At 45.2% G+C, this 20,274-nt stretch carries 14 protein-coding genes; 7 read left to right on the top strand and 7 right to left on the bottom strand.

What is annotated here, in order from left to right:
• Positions 1–4 precede the first annotated feature (4 nt).
• From B9N89_RS20460 to B9N89_RS20445, 4 genes are all read left to right on the top strand, one after another.
• Entirely contained in the window at positions 5–877 is an 873-nt protein-coding gene (locus tag B9N89_RS20460) for a hypothetical protein (protein WP_132322062.1), read from the top strand.
• The gene (locus B9N89_RS20455) at positions 874–1,662 is read left to right on the top strand and encodes a vWA domain-containing protein (RefSeq protein WP_132322064.1); all 789 of its coding nucleotides are present in this window, start codon (positions 874–876) and stop codon (positions 1,660–1,662) included. The genes B9N89_RS20460 and B9N89_RS20455 overlap by 4 nt, the downstream gene beginning before the upstream one ends.
• Before the next feature lie 61 nt (positions 1,663–1,723).
• Positions 1,724–2,812 carry a hypothetical protein gene (locus B9N89_RS20450; protein ID WP_132322066.1) on the top strand — a complete coding sequence of 363 codons (1,089 nt, stop codon included), beginning with the start codon at positions 1,724–1,726 and terminating at the stop codon, positions 2,810–2,812.
• Positions 2,813–3,538: 726 nt separating this feature from the next.
• A complete protein-coding gene (locus tag B9N89_RS20445) occupies positions 3,539–5,893 on the top strand; it encodes an ATP-binding protein (protein WP_132322068.1) in 2,355 nt (784 codons plus the stop codon).
• 25 nt (positions 5,894–5,918) lie between these two features.
• Here B9N89_RS20445 and B9N89_RS20440 read toward each other — a convergent pair whose 3' ends face one another.
• On the bottom strand, positions 5,919–7,046 hold the full coding sequence (locus tag B9N89_RS20440; protein WP_132322070.1) for a matrixin family metalloprotease: 1,128 nt from the start codon (positions 7,044–7,046) through the stop codon (positions 5,919–5,921).
• 92 nt (positions 7,047–7,138) lie between these two features.
• On the opposite strand from B9N89_RS20440, the gene B9N89_RS20435 reads away from it, so the two are divergent.
• Entirely contained in the window at positions 7,139–7,984 is an 846-nt protein-coding gene (locus B9N89_RS20435; protein WP_159455519.1) for a DUF4423 domain-containing protein, read from the top strand.
• 213 nt (positions 7,985–8,197) lie between these two features.
• A complete protein-coding gene (locus tag B9N89_RS20430; RefSeq protein ID WP_132322074.1) occupies positions 8,198–8,641 on the top strand; it encodes a hypothetical protein in 444 nt (147 codons plus the stop codon).
• A gap of 247 nt (positions 8,642–8,888) precedes the next feature.
• On the opposite strand, the gene B9N89_RS20425 is transcribed toward B9N89_RS20430, so the two are convergent.
• The 5 genes from B9N89_RS20425 to B9N89_RS20405 form a co-directional block, all read right to left on the bottom strand.
• A complete protein-coding gene (locus tag B9N89_RS20425; protein WP_132322076.1) occupies positions 8,889–9,377 on the bottom strand; it encodes a type II secretion system protein GspG in 489 nt (162 codons plus the stop codon).
• A 283-nt stretch (positions 9,378–9,660) separates the two neighbouring features.
• Complete coding sequence (locus tag B9N89_RS20420) at positions 9,661–11,697, bottom strand: hypothetical protein (RefSeq protein ID WP_132322078.1); 2,037 nt, start codon at positions 11,695–11,697, stop codon at positions 9,661–9,663.
• 15 nt (positions 11,698–11,712) lie between these two features.
• The gene (locus tag B9N89_RS20415; RefSeq protein WP_132322080.1) at positions 11,713–13,170 is read right to left on the bottom strand and encodes a hypothetical protein; all 1,458 of its coding nucleotides are present in this window, start codon (positions 13,168–13,170) and stop codon (positions 11,713–11,715) included.
• Between the two features lie 189 nt (positions 13,171–13,359).
• Positions 13,360–14,709, bottom strand: a complete 1,350-nt coding sequence (locus B9N89_RS20410; protein ID WP_132322082.1) for a peptidase MA family metallohydrolase — start codon at positions 14,707–14,709, stop codon at positions 13,360–13,362.
• Between the two features lie 8 nt (positions 14,710–14,717).
• Positions 14,718–14,963: a glutaredoxin domain-containing protein gene (locus tag B9N89_RS20405; RefSeq protein ID WP_132322084.1), complete on the bottom strand. Its 246-nt coding sequence runs from the start codon at positions 14,961–14,963 to the stop codon at positions 14,718–14,720.
• 96 nt (positions 14,964–15,059) lie between these two features.
• On the opposite strand from B9N89_RS20405, the gene B9N89_RS20400 reads away from it, so the two are divergent.
• Entirely contained in the window at positions 15,060–16,160 is a 1,101-nt protein-coding gene (locus B9N89_RS20400; protein WP_132322086.1) for an Mrp/NBP35 family ATP-binding protein, read from the top strand.
• A 416-nt stretch (positions 16,161–16,576) separates the two neighbouring features.
• On the opposite strand, the gene B9N89_RS20395 is transcribed toward B9N89_RS20400, so the two are convergent.
• Positions 16,577–20,272, bottom strand: a complete 3,696-nt coding sequence (locus tag B9N89_RS20395; RefSeq protein ID WP_132322088.1) for a GspE/PulE/PilB domain-containing protein — start codon at positions 20,270–20,272, stop codon at positions 16,577–16,579.
• Between the last annotated feature and the right edge of the window lie 2 nt (positions 20,273–20,274).

Genomic DNA, 20,274 nt, shown 5'->3' with positions numbered 1-20,274 from the left:
CATCATGAAAAGACTTATCAGTGCTGCCCTGTGCTTTGGTGTTGCGGGCCAAGTGATGGCTTACGACTATGATTCTTACGCTCGAAAAGTTGAAAAAGAGATCGAAGAACTTCGATCGAGACTAATTAGAGGTATCGCTGATGATCGGAAAAAAGCTTTAGAAGCTCTTTTTAGTGGTCCTATCGAAGTGGATGTCTTTAAGGTTCTGCCTTCAGACATTTTAGAGCCAATCTACCATACTGGCCGTGCAAAGGTGGACTCCCTTCCAGGCTCTGCACCACTAAATTGCGATCGTCTTTATAACATCTACGAAAGCATTCCATCTCTTAGAAAGGAAGCTGAGCAACTCGATGTTGAGTTGATTAGTATTCTTGAAAGCAGTGATGGGGAATACACAGATAGACAATGGCAACGAGTTCTTCAGATTCAGGACAGAATTCGAGTGATCAATGAGGATATGAACGAGATTTCATCTCCGCTTTGGCAAAGTAAAGATCGCCTTGTCACTTATCTTTGGAATGTCTACGAGAAGGAGGTGGACGGAGTTCCCAATACGCTTTACCAAAACTTTGATGTTCAGCAAGTTAAGTCTGTGATCGCCAAAGACTTTGGACAAGTGCTTTTAAGAGAAGGTACCTGGAATGATGAGGTAGGGTCCGAACAAAGTGAGCTGCTTCCAAGTATTGTTCAGGACTTTCGTTTTGCTGGAGATGGGCTGATTATGGGCCAAAGGTTGATCAATGGCTTTGAATACTGTGTCGACCATCGAGTACGCATTCCTAGTTTTTTCACCATTGAATATAGAGATAGTTCTAACAAAGATCGCTACGATGTATTTTATATCAATTTTGAACAAGGAAAGGATCTCGTTCTATGAAATTTAAATCGCTCATTAAGGCTGCTAGCCTAAGTTTTTTAGTTTCCTCTGGTGCTTATGCTCAGTTTGGAGGTCTATTTGATCCCATCGGTAGTATGGTTCTAGTTATCGACACTTCGGGAAGCATGTCTGGAGAAAAGATCAAAGCTGCTAAACAAGCAGCTTCTGCCACAGCAATTCAAGCGATTCTATCCGGAGTCGAAGTATCAGTAAAAACATTTTCTGGGTCATCCTGCTCAAGGCCAATCACTAGAAGCCTTGACTTTACAATGAATATTGAAGAAATTGGCAACTTCATTGAGACGATTACAGCGTCCGGCGGGACTCCTTTAGGTGGTGCGATTCGAGACGCAAACCTATTTATGCAAAGATACAAAAATAGTCCATCAGCAATGGCTGTTGTACTCTCTGACGGCGACGATACAGCCTGTGGAAGTGTTCGTAATATGATCGATCAAGCAGATCGAAATGCGATTGATGGACTATATGAGTTCAATCCGGTTGGCTTTCAGTTGAGCCAATCTTCGCAGGCTTCTAAAGATCTCCGCTATTTGGCTGATAAATCGGGAGGGGACTTATACTTTGCCGAGCAGCCTGCTTCGCTCCAGGGCATCTATAGCTCAATCTATCAGGACTGGTTTCCGAGGGCAGTGGAAATTACCTGTAAAGTTAGACCAAACAACCCATATTGTGAAACGGATACTGATCCATGTGAGGATGATCCAGATTTCTGTGCTCCTGATCCCTGCACAATAAATCCTCGCCTATGTTCTATTGGAAACTAATCTTGCTGTAACTGACTCACTGGAGTTCATCTCTAGTGAGTTTTTCTAAATTAAGGTGATTATGCTAAAGCACATTCTATTTATATCTCTTACGTTCTTCACTAGTAAATTGCTTGCTGTTCAGGCTAATGATCTTATCTATGGTCAGGACAGACGAATCGTACTATTGGCTACGGAAGACCCTCTTGCCTACTATACGATCCCTCAAGAATGGTCTCTCTATAAAAATCAAGCATATATAGTTAAAGAGACCAATGATTCCTATCTTCTTCGCTTCATCTTAGCTCCAAATTATGCGAAGTCGATTCCTCAGATTCGAAATATCAGAAGGAATAATCCAGCATCCTTCTTCCTGCCTATTCCCATACAAGAGCTTAACTCTGATGTGGTGATTTCAGACAGCATCGGAACTGTCAATCTAAACCTAACTCCCAGCTCAAAGAGCCCCAACATCGACTTATTCTATTACAATCTTCGATTAAATAGGAACCAGTATGAGATCGTCAAAGCAATCAGCGGAGAGGCAGAAATTATCACAGGGTCGGTTCGCTATTTGATCGATTTCAACGGTGATACCATTCCCATTTCAGTACCTCTATTTTTGCAGCTACCAAGCAATATGTTCTTAGATGACACTCCTCCAACAGGATTTGATTCTAGCTGGTATCGGGCTTTCTTTGAAAGAACGACTTTTCACGAAACCGGTAAATTAGATGGCAGCTTTGAAGTTGACGCACTGTTTTTCAAGATTGATGTCGAGATAGAAGATAGTGAATACACGGTCAAGATTGATGAGAAGAGTACTCGGTTTAATGAGAATGGCGATAATATAGAGTTTTCGGCTAAGAGTGATGCTAACCTCTTCGGAAGTCTGAGCTTTCGAATAGCCCCTTTCGGGCTTGATCTGAAAGTTGATTTTGAAGCGAATTTGGAGGGAGTTTTTTCCCAGACCTTGAAAGAGGTATCAGATGTGTCGGTAGATTTCACCTCGATTGAAATCGATGATACAGGCTCTTTGTCGTCAGGAGTTGTTAATGCTCTTGAGGGCTATCTCAATGGCTCAGATTGGAGAGTGGAGATAGAAGAGGAGGTCAATGAAAAGTTGGCCGATTTCCTAAACTCTGGATTTATTTCTTTCGAAGACTTATAGAGAAAGAGTCCTTTCACTTTCAAGAGTGATCGGGCATAGAAATTTATTCTTAGATTCTTATATAGGCTATTGAGGGACTCTTATGAAGGTATCTTTCAAAGTAGCAGATAGCTGGCTACAAACCCTGGTATGCATTGTTTTATGTTTTGGTTCTATATTGTCGTGCTCGTCAGACGACGATCCCGCTGAACCAAGGCCAGAAAGTCCTCCAAATGTTGATCCGCAAACTCCAGAAGGCCCTGGACCGGGTCAACAAATAAGGTTAACACGCAAAGATTGCCTGGACTTGTCTCATATATTTTCCAAGGAGGGTGTTGAAGAACTTGAAAAGAGGTATCAAGATCAAAAGGGTCCTAATAGTCTGACCTATAGGTTCTCTTTTACTGTCAATGATGATTCTACTCAAACAAGCGAATGCTATTTTCAACTCTGAAAAACAAGATTCAAAGCTTCAAAGGGCATAGTCCCTTTGAAGCTTACCCTTAGGTACAAAATTATATTTTCCGCCTAGCTTAATCGAACTAGCTAAGATACAAGCCTTCCCCCCAAAATCTAAATATCAGCTCCGATTTTAAATCTATCAAATATCGAGAGCATCAAAACGATGCTGGAAAGCTTACAAAATCCATAACTTTGCAGATGTCGGAAAGAGTCTTTGACAATTACTCGGAAGTAAATGCCTAGAATAGGGGAAGGAGACGATCCATAAGATGTGGAGGCAGTTGAATGTTGATGTCTGCAGTAGGTTATTTTATGAGTTATCAATCTGAACAGTTTCAAGAAGTCTTCAGTTTAAATCCTTATCCCACGATCATAGTAGGGTATAATGGCATTATCTTAGGATCTAATCCATCAGCCCAGGAAATTATGAAAGTTTGGGGTTGCCAGCAGGGTGATCGGGCTCCCGACAGCCTAAAAGACAAAATAGAAGTCATGATTAGTTGTCAAGAAAGGCAATCTGTTAACCTAAAGATAGGCAGAAAGACTTTCAATTTTGAATTGGTTCCTTTCCATCGCAGTCGAGCTATCTACATTTATGGAATGGAAACGACAGAGTCTGATGCGGCTCGTATCGCGCTGGACTACGAAACGGCATCTCGGCAATATATGGAGAGTGTGTTCAATACGATCTCAGATTTGGTTTTCATTATTAACAAAGAAGGTTTTATTAAACGGATTAATCGTTCGGTAGAAGAATTTTTCCGGATAGATGGCAACCTAGCCTTTGGAAATGAAGTCTATAATCTCTTGAAATTTGAGGAAGATCTAACGAAGTCAGAATTCTATGAAAAGGCCCTGGTCAACGACAAGAAAGCGAGCTACTGGGAAGCGAGTATTTTCAGCTACGAATGGATGCAGTACGTTCCATTTCTTTTTTCGAGCTTTAAGCTTGAAAGTAGCGATGGCGATATTGTCTTACTTGCGAGAAATATCAGTGAGAGACGACGACATACTTTGGCAGTGGAGAAAGCAAGAGCAAAAGCAGAAAAAGCTAATGAGATGAAAAGCACCTTTCTGGCTAATATGAGCCATGAAATAAGAACTCCTCTTAACTGTATTATTGGTATGACAAGCGTATTGCAAGATGAAAGCATGACCGAGGAACATCATAGATATGTAAACTCCATACACTCATCATCACAATCTTTGCTAGCATTGGTGAATGACATACTCGACATCTCTAGAATCGAGGCGGGTGAGATTACACTCGAACTTAGTGAGTTTAGTTTGAATGACATCATTGAAGATATGAAGAGTATTTTCGTTCAGCAGGCCCTCGCCAAGAATATCAGGTTCGCAGTGGAAAGCTCATCCTGCGAAGTAGATCATGTTCTGGGAGACGCATTCCGATTAAAGCAAGTGCTCATTAATATTATTGGAAATGCCATGAAGTTTACTGAGGAGGGTAGCATTCGCCTGCTAATTGGTAGTCATCAACGGGATGATGGCAAGTGGTTGGTCAATTTTTCAGTAAGAGACACGGGCATTGGAATCAAACCAGAAGATCAAGATCGCTTGTTTCAGCGCTTTGGTCAGGGCGATTCATCAAGCATTCGCAAGTATGGCGGTACTGGACTTGGTTTGGCAATATGTAAGCACTTATGCGAGTTGATGGGGGGAAGAATCCAAGTTCAGTCGGAACTGGGCAAGGGCTCGGAATTCTCTTTTGTAATTGTGGTTGAGGAGACGTCTCATACTACTTTGCAAGCTGTGGGAGATCCACGCCCCGCAGTATGCCACAAGGATGTTGAATGGCAGAAGTATCGAGTTTTGGTTGCCGAAGACAACACGGCGAATCAAGAGCTATTGAAAGTCATTTTTAAGTCGTTTTCTCTGAGTTTTGAAATAGCCAACGATGGTCAAGAAGCAATCGATGCTTTGGAACGTGAGTCATTCGATCTAATCTGTATGGATTGTCAGATGCCTAACATGGGGGGCATTGAAGCTACAAGAATCATCAGGAGCCATGAAACCTGGGCAAATATTCCTATTCTCGCTATGACAGCGAATGCGACGAGGCAGTCAATATCGGAGTGCTATGCAGCAGGAATGAATGATTATCTCGCGAAACCAATGGATAAGACACAGATTCAGAATCTTCTTACACGATGGCTAAACTCTGTGGAGGTTTGTGATATCGAACATCAGGTCGGCCAAGAATCGAGTCTGAAGAATGGCCAAGAATCCGAGGTAGAATCTAGTGTATTAGATATAATCAGAACATTAGATGCCAGTGAGGACAAGGTCCTAGAAACGATTAATGAAACGATGATCAAATCTCTTATGGCTTATGGAGAGCAGTTTCTTGTCAGCCAATTATACAATTTCAATCTTGCTCTGAGCAAATTTGAGTCTGATCTAAAAAAGAATGGAGACAGTCCCTCTGATCTCATAGCTCTACAAAAACACAGCCACAAATTTCGAACCAATTGTGGAATCATCGGAGCGGAAAAGATGGACCAGATTTGCTCCAGAATTGAAAACTGCGAACATGTCGACGAACTATCGAATTTGAGAGAGGACTTTCAAGCTGAGAGTGACAAGCTCCGTGGAAGTCTGAGAGAGCTTATCACTCTTTAGGGAAATCGTAAGACTGTTACCAGTTTTATTTTAGCTCATGCAAAACATTGACTATGAAACGACCATCTAGAATTCCAGAGATCTTAAGATCCCTAAATAACGGATCGTCTTTGCTAGGGTCTAGAATGAGCCCGACTGGCCGTTGGTAGGGATCCCCGTACTTGCGATAGGTACCGGAAACTTCACGAATCTTGTATGCCGGCCCCCAAAAGCGCCGTTCAGAGACTTGAAACTGTGTTTGCTGATCGGGAAACCAAATGCGATCTACTGGAATTAGCTGCCTTGATTCATGAAGAAAACGAATTTCTCCAATAGGTCGTCCTCCATGGAACACATTGTGAGAATGAGAGATCCAAATTTCGATAGACTTAGAGTTGAGTTTGAAGCCAAGGCAGTCCCAAGGTTCGAAAATGCCAAAAAAGTGGGATACCGCATCCTTGCGTGTGAAGTCTGCATAGCAACCAAAACGGGGTAGATCCCCTAGGGGGTTCTTATTAACAATGAACACATTGTTTTGCCAATGAAGCTCGTTTTGGTTTAGCACTATGCTCTCTACAAAATCGCGAGACATGACTTTGTTCGTGGTATTTGAGTGAGGAATCCCAAAAACGTGACCCCACTCGTGGCTTAGCACGGCATTTAGCTTCGCTTTATCTTGCCAATTGATATGAGCCTTATTATCGTGAAACGAGCCTTGAGGCCTTACATATATGAAGCCTTTGCCTTTCATCAGTTGGGCGTCATAAGATGTGCGAACGGCAATAGAAACGAATTTTTCAGGTGACGACAGATAGTCACGTTGTCGTTCACTAAGCCAGGCAAATTGAAATATAATATCCGGTGAGTGAGCCTCGTTATCGCAGGCAATTTGCTGAATCTCATTTTCTGCAAGGTAATAGCTTTGTTCGGGGTAAGAGCCCAAGCGAAATTGATCCTGCCACCAGAAGTATGATTCTCGGATACTAGTATTTGCCTCATCGTCACTCAAGCCACTCTTGCTCTGCTCGTTGACAATGCAATAGTAAATAGAACCATGTCTTTTTAGGAACCACGGGTTTCGTTCATCTTGTAGTATTTTTCCACCACCACTACTCCAAGAGCCCATAACTTGAGCTGCCAGCAGAGTGGATGATGCTAGGGTTTGATAGAGCATGATTGCCTCCAGAACTTTACTTTTTGTAGCCCGTAGGCTAGGTGTCTTGCTACGAAGTATTAAGACGAGTGATCTAGATGATTAGGGGAACTATGAGCGTGTTTTCAGGTTTTTGCTATCGAAAAATTTTAAAGATGTTAGTGGAGCGAAGCAAACAGAGTTCGCAATCTCTCACGTTTCAGCAGCTAGCGGAATCAGCTCGTATTCCGAAATCCTATCTGTCAAAGGTTATGAATCACAAGGCAGAACTGAGTCATGATCAGCTTTACTTGATTTGTAAACACCTTCCTATTTCGAAGTTCCATAAAGATTACTTACATTTACTTCTGGAGTACGATCGTTCTTCAATAGAAGAACGCCGAAAGGAGTTATTTAAAAAGATTAAGGATCGGCAGAAACAAATGAGGCGAACAGAGGACTATCTGCGCCTCGGCGATGGCCCTCTTGACGAGAAGGATCAAGCCAAATACTACCTTGATCCCATCCACCAGATTGTTCACATCTGCCTTGATATACCTTGGTTTCGCCAAGATTATAGAAGACTGGCAACACATCTTCATTTAAGTTGTGAGCGATTAGATAGGATCATGGATAATCTAGACGAGATGAAGTTGGTGCATGTGGATGGTTGTAAGACAGAATTGCTTGTAAAAAATCTACACCTTTCAAAAAATTCACAATTCTATCGACCTTGGATCAATCAGATTCAACAGCTCAGCAGACATAAGATCCTTTCTCACGACCTAAGTGACAATTATTCATTCTCCGCGATATTCTGTTCTGATGCCAACAGTCAGATAGAAATTCAGGAAAGGTTTTTAGAGTTTTTGAAAGCAACAGAGTCAAAGGTCATCGACGCCAAGCCTGAACGGACCATGCAGATGAATTTTGAGCTATTAACTTGGGCTCAGGAGAGTGGGGGCAGCAAGGATCTCTAAAGCAGTTCTCTAAAAAGGAAAAACTCTTCAAAAAAGTTTCCCACTAAATAATTTACTCTCGCTCCATGGTTCGCTAAACCTAGATCTAAAGATATAGCCTCTCCAATGCCATTGACGTCAACACTATGAGTTTAGGTGACCGATTTTTATCGGAGCATCACCAGGGGATTTTATCTTGCACCGATTTCTTAAATACTTGATGAGGAGCTTTGTATGAAGCTATCCATGATCGCCGCCACCTTGCTATCAGTTTCAACTCTATCAATTGCTCACGAAGCGGGTCTTTCCAGAGAATTCTCGGTAACTGTACCTTATGGGCAAAGTATTGTGGATTATCATCTCGCAGAAGGCGAGGTGATAAATCCCGTTCGTGTTTTGTATAAACGAACACCGAGCTGTCCCTCGATTCCAGCCACAGGTGTAGAGGTGCAGTACGAGGGGGCTGACGAATGGTTGGCTACAGACTATGGATTGGGAGGTTACTACTTTCACACGGATGCGCGAGTTAGTAAGATCCGCTTGAACTTAAGCCAGTATTCCTATCGTTCGGAATACTGCACGATCTTAATCAAGAACCCCAATCCCGATCATACACCCCCGGAGCAAGATCCTAAGCAGGAGATTGCGGGATACGTTGCTGCTCCTTTAGAACGTTGATCCTTTTCTGGACTCTTTGACCCACCCCAGGCAGGTATCCTTTAAGGGGCCGATGCCGTGGCTTGGGGTGGGGGCTTCGAAACTTCCTTGGCTTGCCGCTAGGCTATGAAAGTCAGTATCAGATGAGATTTTACGATCACTTTGAAGGCGCGCTAGACGCAGTTTGCAGTTTTCAAGCAGCGACTGAAAATCAACTATAGCTGATCGAAGACTCTATATTCGATTGAAGACTGTGAAGGGAAAAGTCTTAATGAGAATCTTGCCCCTCAGTAGGAACTTCCATTTCGAAGGAGACAGGCTCGTCGTCAACCGCATCATCGTCTCGATAAATATCATCCTCAGTATCAACAATGCCATCAAGGCCAACAGAAAAAACGATAGGCTTGCCGTTCTCAATCTTATAAACGAACTTGTTGCCAAACGGATCGTACAATGAATCTTCTGTACTATAAGGTCCTCGCCACTTGCGGTGACTTGAATTTAGTAAGACTTCCAAGCCTTCAGGTTCGCGAGGGTAGCGCATCATGTGAACACGATACAGTTCTAAGCCTTTCTCAAGCTTGCCTATGGCAAGTTTGGTGAGGTCTTTGTTGGCTTCTTCCTGGGTGCCTGTCAGGTTGGTTACTAAGAGAGCCATCACTGTTCCCATAAGGGCGATAACAATTAGGATTTCAATGATCGACATTCCTGACTGAGATTTTGATGTTAGTTGTTTGTGGTAGTTCTTTAGGCTCATGAAAGCTCCTGTAACTTATTGATTGCTTTTATTCTTTGATGCGACAACTCAATTGGTTATTTATTGCAGATTGATAGACGAGGCCAATGTAGAACATCTGTTCTCCCAAAAAAATTAGTTTTCCTGGGAACACTTTAGTTGTGAGTTGTGTGTATTTCACCTGGCCCGTTTATGGGCGGGGGAACGCATAATTGGCTGGGAATCGTTTGGGAAATAGGACGGATTAGCAGGGAAGACTTACCTAGGTACCTCCTAGGTAAGTTGATCTATTGAAATGGCAATGCTAGTCGAAACTGGGGCATCCAGAACCTGTTAGCGCCCCACTTGCTATACCTGCGTGATAGCTGATAAGACTTCCAGCGATAACAGCAGGTGTGACAGAGTATTTCGTAGAGCTATAGGCACCTGAGTAAGCACTTTCACCGTCGGCTCTCGCAAGAAGTGGAGCAAATAGAGCGCCACTTGCTGTGGAAGGTACGGTAGAGCCCGCTCCAGTTGTGTATGCCGTTACACAGGGAGTAGCAGCATCGACCGCTGTATTTGCTGTTGTTCCTGCTGCAATTGCTGACTGAGACTCAGTGAGACTCACAAGCTGACCGTTTAGAAAGCTGGAATTGGATACATGGTTTAGGTCGTCAACGATACCGTCGTTATTACTATCACCTCCACCGGTATACACATAGCCATCTGCATCTGATGCGCAGGACTCACTATATGTACCATCGTCATTCGCACATTCGACGTAGAAGTCATCAGAGGCTTGGAAGGCGTAGACAGCATGATTGTAGCCTGGGAGTGCCGTAGTTCCAGCGCTGTTGGAAGCTTCAAGGCCTGTAAGTATATTTTCACGAACGCCATCACCAATTTGAGCTTGGCTGTAGGCAACCACAATGTCATCGATAGGGTGAAGTGTTATAAAAGTTCCAGCTCCGTCACTAGTGGTTTCATTCGCGTCAGTGGCTCCCCAGTTCCTTAATGAAACAGGCATGAATTGCTCCATGAAGGTCATATCCCGGGAAGCAATCTCAGCAGCGATCTGAGCAGTCGTAGCAGTGGAGTCAGCCGATTGATACTGTGAAAAGAAAGCCTTTAGAAGTGCCCATCCCGGTAGTGCATCGAAAACAGTGTTGCTTGTAATTGCTGAGTGTAGTCCCACGCGATTTAAGCCCATTGTCAGAGAGTAATTTGATCCAAGTGTGCCAACAGCAATTGGCAATATGCTTGAAATTGTTAATGTCGAGTTGATTTGTGTTTTGTAAGAAGCAATTGTCGAATTATCGCCAAGTGATTGATCATATAAGAAGTAACCCGATCGGGCAGCAGCCAATGTAGCAGTCAATCCTCCTCGGTCAGCGCCGATCAGTAGAGTATATGGAACATCGGTAGTACTAATACTTACATTAACGCTAGCCATTTCTGTGTCTACTAGTGCTTCCATATTCACCGTTCCTCCAGTTGTCGCTAGAGTAGATGCATTCAACTCGGCAACTGAGGTATAAAGGCCAGCGCTGGCATCTGCTGCTGCTTTTAGGGTTGCGAGGCAATTCCATAGACCCATTAACTCTCGGACGTCACCATCCCAGACATCAGCTCCTGATTGAGTAGATGTGGCTGCTGCAACTGTGTTTGAATCACTACAAGTTTCAGTCGATAGAGTTACAGTAGGGCTACAAAGCTTTTCACCTGGAAAAGTTGGGGCAGCAATAAAGTTACCAGCTTGAAGGGTATCGAATGTTCCTGCAATTTCACTATAGCTCAAGCCAACTGTGGAACCATGCGCATACATTATGAGTGGCTGAGGGGTTGCACCGGCTGGAATTGATAAAACGGCATATCTATCGGTGGTTTCGGCAACACCATCGGTTCCATACAGCCTGTAAGACATATATCGAACTGAGTTCGTAAGTGCGCTGCCCGTTGACCCAAATCCAGTAAAGGACTGGCTTATGCCAGTGATGGATGCACACTGGCTATTTACAGCAGACTGCACCATTTTTGTGCCAAATGCTGTCAACAGAGAGCTATAGTTGTCTGAAGGTGTAGAGCTACCTATATTTTCAGAGTATAGGGTAGGAGCTGTGCCAAGGGCTGTGACGATGGATGAGGATTCAGCATCTTCAGCTTGAGGGAAGCCAAAAAAGTCAGAGATTGAAAGCCAGATCTGACTGCCTGACGAAGCGGCGTTTCCGCTTTGTTCGTTCTCGTAAAATGCATCAGTGGCATCGTCGTCATCGAGCCCCTTGTTTTCTGGGTCGCTCCCGCAGGATATTATAAATCCAGTTGTTAAACTAAGTAATAGTAAATTATCAATAAGCTTCATGGATCACCTCGATGTTTAGAACTTATAGTATCCGATTAGTTGAAATGTGTTTATGACAGGTGCAACGGTTGCAAATGTACCTTCTAGTGGCATCTTGTAATCATAAACAAGGCTGAATGGTAGCAGTGGTTTCATTCCCAGCCCGTCCCAGCTCAAAGTTAGCCCCAGGGTTCTAAGACGGGTAACTTCATCATATCGCCAGCCATTAGTTTCATACGCATCGCCATCATATCGATTCTCACGCCCTTCGAACCAGCCATATTGAATCCCTGCTCCCAGTGGAGCTAAGACTTCAGCAAACTGCGTAAATCCAAAGTTGATTCTAAGGAAGCCGTCATGTCCCAGGCCCCACTTCTCAAACTCTTGGTCATTGTCCTTGCCGTTAGATCCAATGGCTATAGCGGCAGCAATTGTTGGATCTCCTGTATTGGTCCGATCATTGTAAATTCCGCTATTCTTCTTCTTGGTACCTTTGGCAATCATCTGCTCAAATTGATGTTGTAGCGCAATAACCATCCAAGGCATAACTCTGTAATCGAAATTGAAGCGTAGTCCAAGATCGGTGACACCTCCTCCGGTTGCTCTCATGCCTGCTGGCACCTCAGAAAATTCTCCTGTTGGAAATCTAAGTCCACCTCCGACTGACATCGAGATAGAGTTGTCATCATAGAAGTTATAGAGACCTCCTAATTGAATGTCTCCAAGCCCTGTTTTACCGTCCGTAGGAGTGATTGGTTGACGAAGCAAAGCGTCTATTTGTCTTGCAACAGGCTCGTTAGATGCGGCAAGTACTGTTTCACCAGTTGTAAGCGTAACGTTTTGATTCACTGGAATGGCATAATTTGGGTCAGCGACCTTAGTTTCACATTCGGCTGTCGTAGAACATAAATTCTGATCCAACATTATAGCAATAACCGCATCTTTGTAGCGCCCGTACTCCCGTTTAAACTTTCTGTTGTTGTTGCGGATGTCATAAGCATTTAAAGCGGCTTTATTGCTGATGATATATGGTGCGACGAAGGCGAGAGATATCTTGTCAGTTAAGCCATACTCAACCGCTAAAGCCATTGCATTAATATTTACTTCAAAGCCTAAACCTTCTTTATTGCCATCTTCATCGAAACCCTCTTTACCGTATACATTCTGATAAGGCAATCGAACCCGCATCACACCCTGCGGTAAGGTCTTACCAGCACCAATCGCAGAGTAAAACTTATTATCAGGGGACTCATCACGTTTACCTACTTTTGGTAATGCTTTACGTTGGCGCTCCCGACGTCGCTCTCTCCTACTCTTGCCTTCGCTCCCTTCATCGCTATCGCTAGCCATCTCAATGTCACTCTCGCTTCCCATCTCGCTGTCGTTTTCACTTTCGTCATCCTGACCAAATACGGGGGAAGATCCTAGCGATAGGCCTAGCACCCCTGTGAGTAAGCCTAAGCGGATGCTTCTTGAAACAGAAGTACCTTTCATACGAGCGCCTCCATACACCTCGATAAATACAAAAACATCACTTAAACGATTGTAGCAAGTAATGTTAACCATACGGAATTTACAATACACATTTTATTAGGATTTTTTCAGATTGTATATCAACGAACGGGCACTGGGAAAACTATTCTTACCATATGTTTAGAATTCATGGCCTTTGCTACATGATTTCTATAGTTTCTTTCCAGCTTGCCAATTGTGGCTTGAGATTTCGTATAAAGTAGTGAAAGACAGGTTAATAGGTGAAAGAAAATTCCCAGCTCTACTGGACTTCACTGGTCTTTGATTTTTGATAATTTGCCTTATCCCTTCAATGCCGCTATGGGTAATAAGATTTTGGACTAAGAATAAACTCTGAGAATAGGCAATTCTTGCCGTTTGATGATTGAGGCTGGTAAACGAATTTTCGAAGGTGCCTTGGCTCAGGAATGAACCGCGATTCATAGGAAATTGAAAACTACGACATTGATCGGGACATTCCAGGTACTGGGCCAAGCCTTCTTGAAACCAAGTCGGCAGGTGGGCTGAACGGTTTTGTTCCGCAAGCAGGGCATGACTAATTTCATGACGGAACGTGCGAGAGAGCAGATCTTGGTTCCTGTCACTCATCACTTTCGGGATCGGTATCCTTATTCTTCCATCAAACAAGCCCTGGGCCCAGCTAGGGCCATGATGAATTTTTTGAAAGCCATCGATTGGGTATAGGTAAACTTCAATCAAAGATCTCGGGTAGGGAAGGTCAAGTAGGATGACAATGCTTTCCACAGCTTGATCCAAAACGTCTATACTCCAAAGGCCGAGTGATTCATGATCGATGGCTCGATAATGAAGGCGTACATAAGAGCCATCTAAGTGAGTTTGGTGATCCGCCTCTCGGCGTTTCTCACTCATGGTTAGTCTTCGCTTTTGCAAAGCTTGACGCTGTCTCTCGTCTAGGTCACGCTCCAGGCTACTTTCGATCAGCAGCCAGGCATCCTCATACTGCCCGAGAGACTCTAAGCTTTCGAGTTGGACGATGACGCTTTCAAAATCGTAGTGGGCCTCAAGGTAACGGCCCATATAGGTCGATGCCGACCAATAGTCTTTATTCAGGTAGTAACAAGCACCGAGGCCTTTCAGTGCCATAGGGTGGCTTTCGAAACGAAAGGCCTCTTCAAACAACGGAATGGCTTCGCCGCAGTTTTTTTCTTGGACGAGAGCCCAAGCAAGGCTGATAAGAATTCGAGGCAATTGTCGTTCGAGCCAGGTAGCATCCTGCTCATCAATACCTGGCCGGTTGAGTTCTTGGCGCGTGAGTCTAAGGGCTTCGGCAAAGTTTTTTTGTTCGTAGAGAGCCACAATGGTTTCAATTGCACTGTTCACACTGGGGCTTGGTGATAGATCTGCTGGGGACTCTAGAGATGGTGGTGTCAGGGGTTCAACCACAGGCTCCTGGTTTAAAGCAGACGGTTTTCGGAGCCAGTGATGAGCAATCAAGAGTGAAGCGGCGATAAACATGAACAGATAGAATGCCGGCTTCACATGAACTCCTATTTGGTGAGTTTACCTTCTCGGTGCAAGTTAGCTAATTCAGTGTAGCCACCTATGAACTGACCATCAATGAAGATCATCGGGACGGTTGGGAAGCCACCCACCGAGTCTGAGATTTCTTGGCGTAGATCGGGGTCGTTGTCCACGGAGTGATCAGTATACTCAAGGTTAAGTTGGCTTAGTAGCATTTTGGCTCGATTGCAGAAGCCGCAGTAGCGGGTCGTGTATAGTTTGATGTCCTTCATATGGTCATTTTCTCCAAAATTTTGTAAAGCCTAATGGTACAGCGCCTCGCAAGGGCGCTCATCATCTTATCGACTTTTCCCAGTTAAGGACACACCATGACTGAGCAAACGCAACAACTTGAAACTCTCGTCCGCGAGAGGCTTAAACATACCAGGGGCTTAGAGGAGCTGGGTCTCGATGCCGATGCCGATCCTCAAGATCGTATTATTGCTATTGAGGCCACGGATCTAGGCTATCGTGTCAAGATTGCTTCTGATGGTCTGAACCTAAATCACAAGGTCGCTCTAGAAGGCTTTCTGGTGGAAGGAATTCCTGAAGACTTCAATATTTCCATATATTTTAAGCGTTTAAAGCAGACCTCCGGGATATCTGTGAAAAGTGCTGGGCCCGCGCCGATGGACAAGCCCAAAACTGGGCCATTTGGCTTTCCTATTCAAAAGCGCGCCATACCGGGTGTTAGCAAGGTTATCGCGGTGTCTTCTGGTAAGGGCGGTGTCGGGAAATCTACCGTTAGCACAAACTTGGCGGTGTCTTTGGCAAAGGCTGGTCAGAAGGTTGGTCTCCTCGATGCCGATATCTATGGCCCGTCAGCGCCGCTGATGCTTGGCCTCACAGGGCCGATGCCAGTGATTGGTGGCAATCGCATCGTGCCCTTGGAAGGTCATGGAGTGAAATGTGTTTCGTTTGGCTTTATGACTGATGAGTCGAATCCAGTGATCTGGCGTGGACCGATGGTTGCCAAGGCTCTGAAGCAGATGTTTTATGAGACTGCTTGGGGAGAATTAGATTACCTTGTCATTGATCTGCCTCCGGGAACTGGCGATGTTCAGATGACCATGATCGAACAACTCCCGATCCATGCTGGAGTGATTGTCACCACTCCACAAAATGTGGCCTTGCTCGATGCCCATAAAGGCTTAACGATGTTCCAGAAGCTCAAAGTCCCAGTCTTAGGGGTTGTTGAGAATATGTCTCATTTCTCCTGCCCTAAGTGTGGTCATGAAGAGGCGATCTTTGGTGATGGCGTGAAAACCTTTTCTGAGCAGCGGGACCTACCGATTATCGGCCAGATTCCATTGCTTTCAAAGATTCGAGAAGCCGCTGATAGTGGGCGGCCAATCGCAGCGGATGATGGTTATTTATCAAGTTATTACAGTGATTTGGCGAAGATTGTGGTGAATCAGGCACGGCAGTAGTGGGCCATTTGGATAGAAGTCCTATGAAATCAGTCCTTGACATTGGGATCGGGGAAATCTGTAGCAAAGGTAAGGATGTCCAAGAAATGTTCGGGTGATCTAGGAGCCTTTTATGGCTTTTGAAAAATCCCGATCTTTTCCATCTAAAAACCACTTATTAGGGCTCCTAAGGCCTTGACTTTCTTTGCAAGTCCCAGTTGGCATAAGGGGTGCATACTGGGGAATGTCAAGCCACCTTTGGCCTGACATGGAAGCAAACGTTAGCTGTCCACTTTGGTTTAATAGAGAAAAAATTTTAAACTGTCGTTGTAGTACCTGCTGTTTCTTACCTGTTCCTAACTGTTCCCTAAGCTACCCTTTCAGCTAACTTGCTTCCGCCACCTCCTCGGGGTGGTTTTTTCTTGTCTGCTAGAGTCCTAGATTCGCCCACGTAAGCTATTCAAAAAATGCCGCGTTGAGTCCAGTAAGCCCTCAGAGTCTTGATCATCATCAAACCCACACACAATTGCTAGGGATTTATCAGGTCCTTTTACGATTGTCCCTCGGATATCGGCAGGCCAATCGCCAAGTTCTTTCTTCATCGCGATGGAGCGCCACTGATCCTGAGGTATCTTGCCGAGTTGCTTGCTGAGCTTCCGCAGCACCTGTTCATCTACAGCATCGCCTTGGCTACTAGCTCCTTGGCGCCAGGCTTTCTTTACAGTGACGTCTTTGCCTTCCCAAGATAACAGCAATCCGTAGGGAATCACTTGGCTTAACGTTTCTTCAGCGAGGCTTGCTGCCTTCTCAGGTGAACTGGCGAGGCTTAGCTTTACCATCGCCGAATTGATGGCTGCAACTCCCTGGTGAGATCGGTTGCTACCCTTGCTTATTTTTCTCAAAGGCTCACCATAGGGCATGGTTTCAGGCAACGGCTCATCATCGCCACCAAGTTCTTGGTCTGGTCTCTGGCGATCCACCCGTCGGTTCAATGGTGTGATATCAGTTTTTAATACGGGTTCGTCAGAGGCCATAGCCTCAGACTCGTCGGGTGGTGCGAGATCCACTTGGGGGCTGATATCGTCTCCGATTCCAGAAACAACATCGTCATCAGGCTCTATAGCGATATCATCAATTGCGTCCGCATCCTCTGAAGCAGAGATTGGGATGTCCTCGCCGTTGTTAGTTGGCTCGATATCGTTATCTAGTGCTAGATCCGGCACTTCTTCGCTTTCAATGGGGCTCTCTTCGTTTTTAATCTGACTTTCATTTTCGTCTAAGGTGAAGTCTCCGTCTAAATCGGAGGTAAGATCCATGTCGTCATCAGGATCTTCCCCTGGTGGTTCAGAGTCCTTTTCACCTAGATCATTAGCTTCTAAATCAAGAGTATCATCCTCTGCATCGTCAAACCCTGAGTCTTGATCTTCACTTTCGAGATCTGGGGTCTCTTCGCTAGACAAATCGAGATCATCGTCAGGAGCTAGTGCTTCAAGCTCGTCAGCGCTGCCGTCTCTATCACTTTCCATTAGCCCAAGGTCGTCGGCAGATTCAGGCATATCATCATCGGGGTGATCTTGAGCATCGTTCAAATCAAAGTCGTCATCAGATTCTTGGTCGGATTCATCTGGGTCTTCAAGTTCGGCGAGAAGGTCATCGTCTTCATTAGGTTTGGAGCTGTCCTCTTCACTCAAAAACGCCGATGGATGATGCTCGGGTTCTGAGGTGCTGGCGCGATCAAGAATACTTTCGGTGTCACTAAGATCAGTATCTAAGACGCTTGGATCTTCACTCAAATCGAGATCGTTACTAAGATCCGAATCGATGCTATGATCATCGGAATCAAGCCCTTCAAGGTCGTCTCCGCTCATATCGCTTAAGTCTATATCGTCTGAGTTCGGTTTGGCAGTAAGCACTTCAGAACTCTCCTCTGATAAGTCAGCGTCGTTCTCTTCGGGAAGGCTCAAGTCATCATCTGCGTCGATTTCATCATGAATTCCTAGGTTGTCATCACCTGATTCGTCCAAAGCGCTTGATTCAAAAGCGGAGTCTTCGGCTGCGAGAGCGGACACATCGCCAGGGGCTGATTCTTGGCTTGCATCTGAGAGGTCAAAAGAATCTCCTTCAGAGCTGGCTATATCTTTAGAAGGCTCCAGTGAATTATCTAGGTCGCCAAGGCTTGCTTCGTCTGATTCAGGTAGGTTCGCGTCGTCATCTGATGAGAGATCATCGTCACCAGCAAGAAGGTCATCTATACTTTCGTTCTCATCAGTAAGGTCTTCCAAGTCATTGCCATCTGATAGACTATCTGCTTGGGCTATGCTGGGGTCCTCGTCGTCACCTAAAATATCGCTGACATTTTCATCGTTCGCAGCGGCAATCTCAGCGCCTGTGTCAGGTTCCCCTTCACTGATGTCAGGTTGCGACTCGTCATCGTCCGCAAGGAGGTCATCCATTCCATTTTCTTCGATAGCAAGGTCATCGCCGACTGGTGATGCTTCATCCCCAAAGTCGGCGTTTGATTCATCATCTCCGGCTAACAAGTCATCCATGGTGTCATCATCATTGTCGGAAAGATCGTCTGTTTCGGAAGTTGCTTTATCTCCAAAGTCGGCGTTTGATTCATCATCTCCGGCTAACAAGTCATCCATGGTGTCATCATCATTGTCGGAAAGATCGTCTGTTTCGGAAGTTGCTTTATCTCCAAAGTCGGCGTTTGATTCATCATTTCCGGCTAACAAGTCATCCATGGTGTCGTCATCATTGTCGGAAAGATCGTCTGTTTCGGAAGTTGCTTCATCCCCAACGCCTGTTTGGCTACTGATATCCGGAGGGGAGTCCGACTTATCTTCGCTACCTAGAAGGTCATCCATGCTGTCGTCTTCACTATCGGCGGCAGAAAGAGGATCGTTATCCCCAGATAAGAGATCGTTCAAACTGGAGTCCACAGTATCTGTATCACCGGAGTCCTCAAGATCTATATCGCTCGAATCCGATGGTGAGGCAGTGGTGTCAGTGTCAGACTCTGTTTCAGCTGGGAATAAGTCGTCATCACCGTCTTCGACACTAGGGGTTTCATCAAACAGGCCATCATCACCCAGGCCTGAGCTGTCGTTGTCCCCATCATCGAACAAGCCATCGTCTCCAAGGCCTTCAACATTATCTTGGTCATCCCTAGCAGATTGTTCGTCGTCATCACCAAAGTCACCAAGGTCATCATCACCTAGGTTGTCTCCGTTGCTAGGGTCTGGCACGGTTGTGGAAGAACCTTCGTCGAAGATATTGTCCATATCCATACCACCCGAAGCTTGGTCATCATCGATAGCTGGAAAATCCTCACCGAGACCATCGTCTTCAGATTCGGTCAGATCTAAGTCGCCGTCATCATCGTCATTCAGATCCAGATCGCCGAAGTCATCATCCGCGTTGCTCGATCCCAAGCCGTCATCTTCCAAGTCATCCAGCTCGTCATCCAAATCTTCATCGATTGCATCATCGTCGTCATCCTCATACAGGTCTTCCACGCCGCCATCTTCATCGTCGTCGAGGTCTTCGCTGTACTCTTTCATCTCAAGTGCGTCAGCATCTTCTTCGATTTTTTGCTTATGCCATGACGTAGCGGCATGGTTTTCCAAGAACTCTGACAACGCCGTCCCGTGAGGTTCGAAGTCAGGCATGAGCTTGCGTAGACCTTCGTAAATTTGAGAAATTGGGGCGATAATCGGCTCAACCTGGAGGCCGGTAAAAAACTCAAGCTGGCGAATGGTTCCCTTATCTAGTGGGTCGACAACGGCAGTTTCGATCGTCTCCATGGTGGCGCGAACAGGAAGGACTTCAAGGCGAGCTATCATTCGACCATCGATTCGCTGCAAGATGTCCCGGTCGATATCGGATAAAAAGTCCCTTGGTGCTACATGGTAACGGGTATGATCTGCGAAAAAGGCGGCTAGCTCATCCTCATCCAGCATGCCCATCGCCAGGATACATTTGGCGAAAGCCCAGCTGTTTTGCCCGCAAGTTTTGGTGATAGTCTGGCGATCCTGCTCAGTCAAAATGCCTTCTTTTACCAGCAGGGACCCTAAGCCAGAAGCGCCCATGGAAACTCCACTTTGGTTTGCAATTTGTGATTTGAACAAAT

The sequence above is a fragment of the Pseudobacteriovorax antillogorgiicola genome, from assembly GCF_900177345.1.
GTDB lineage: Bacteria > Bdellovibrionota_B > Oligoflexia > Oligoflexales > Oligoflexaceae > Pseudobacteriovorax > Pseudobacteriovorax antillogorgiicola.
This window is presented reverse-complemented; position numbering and strand designations above follow the sequence as displayed.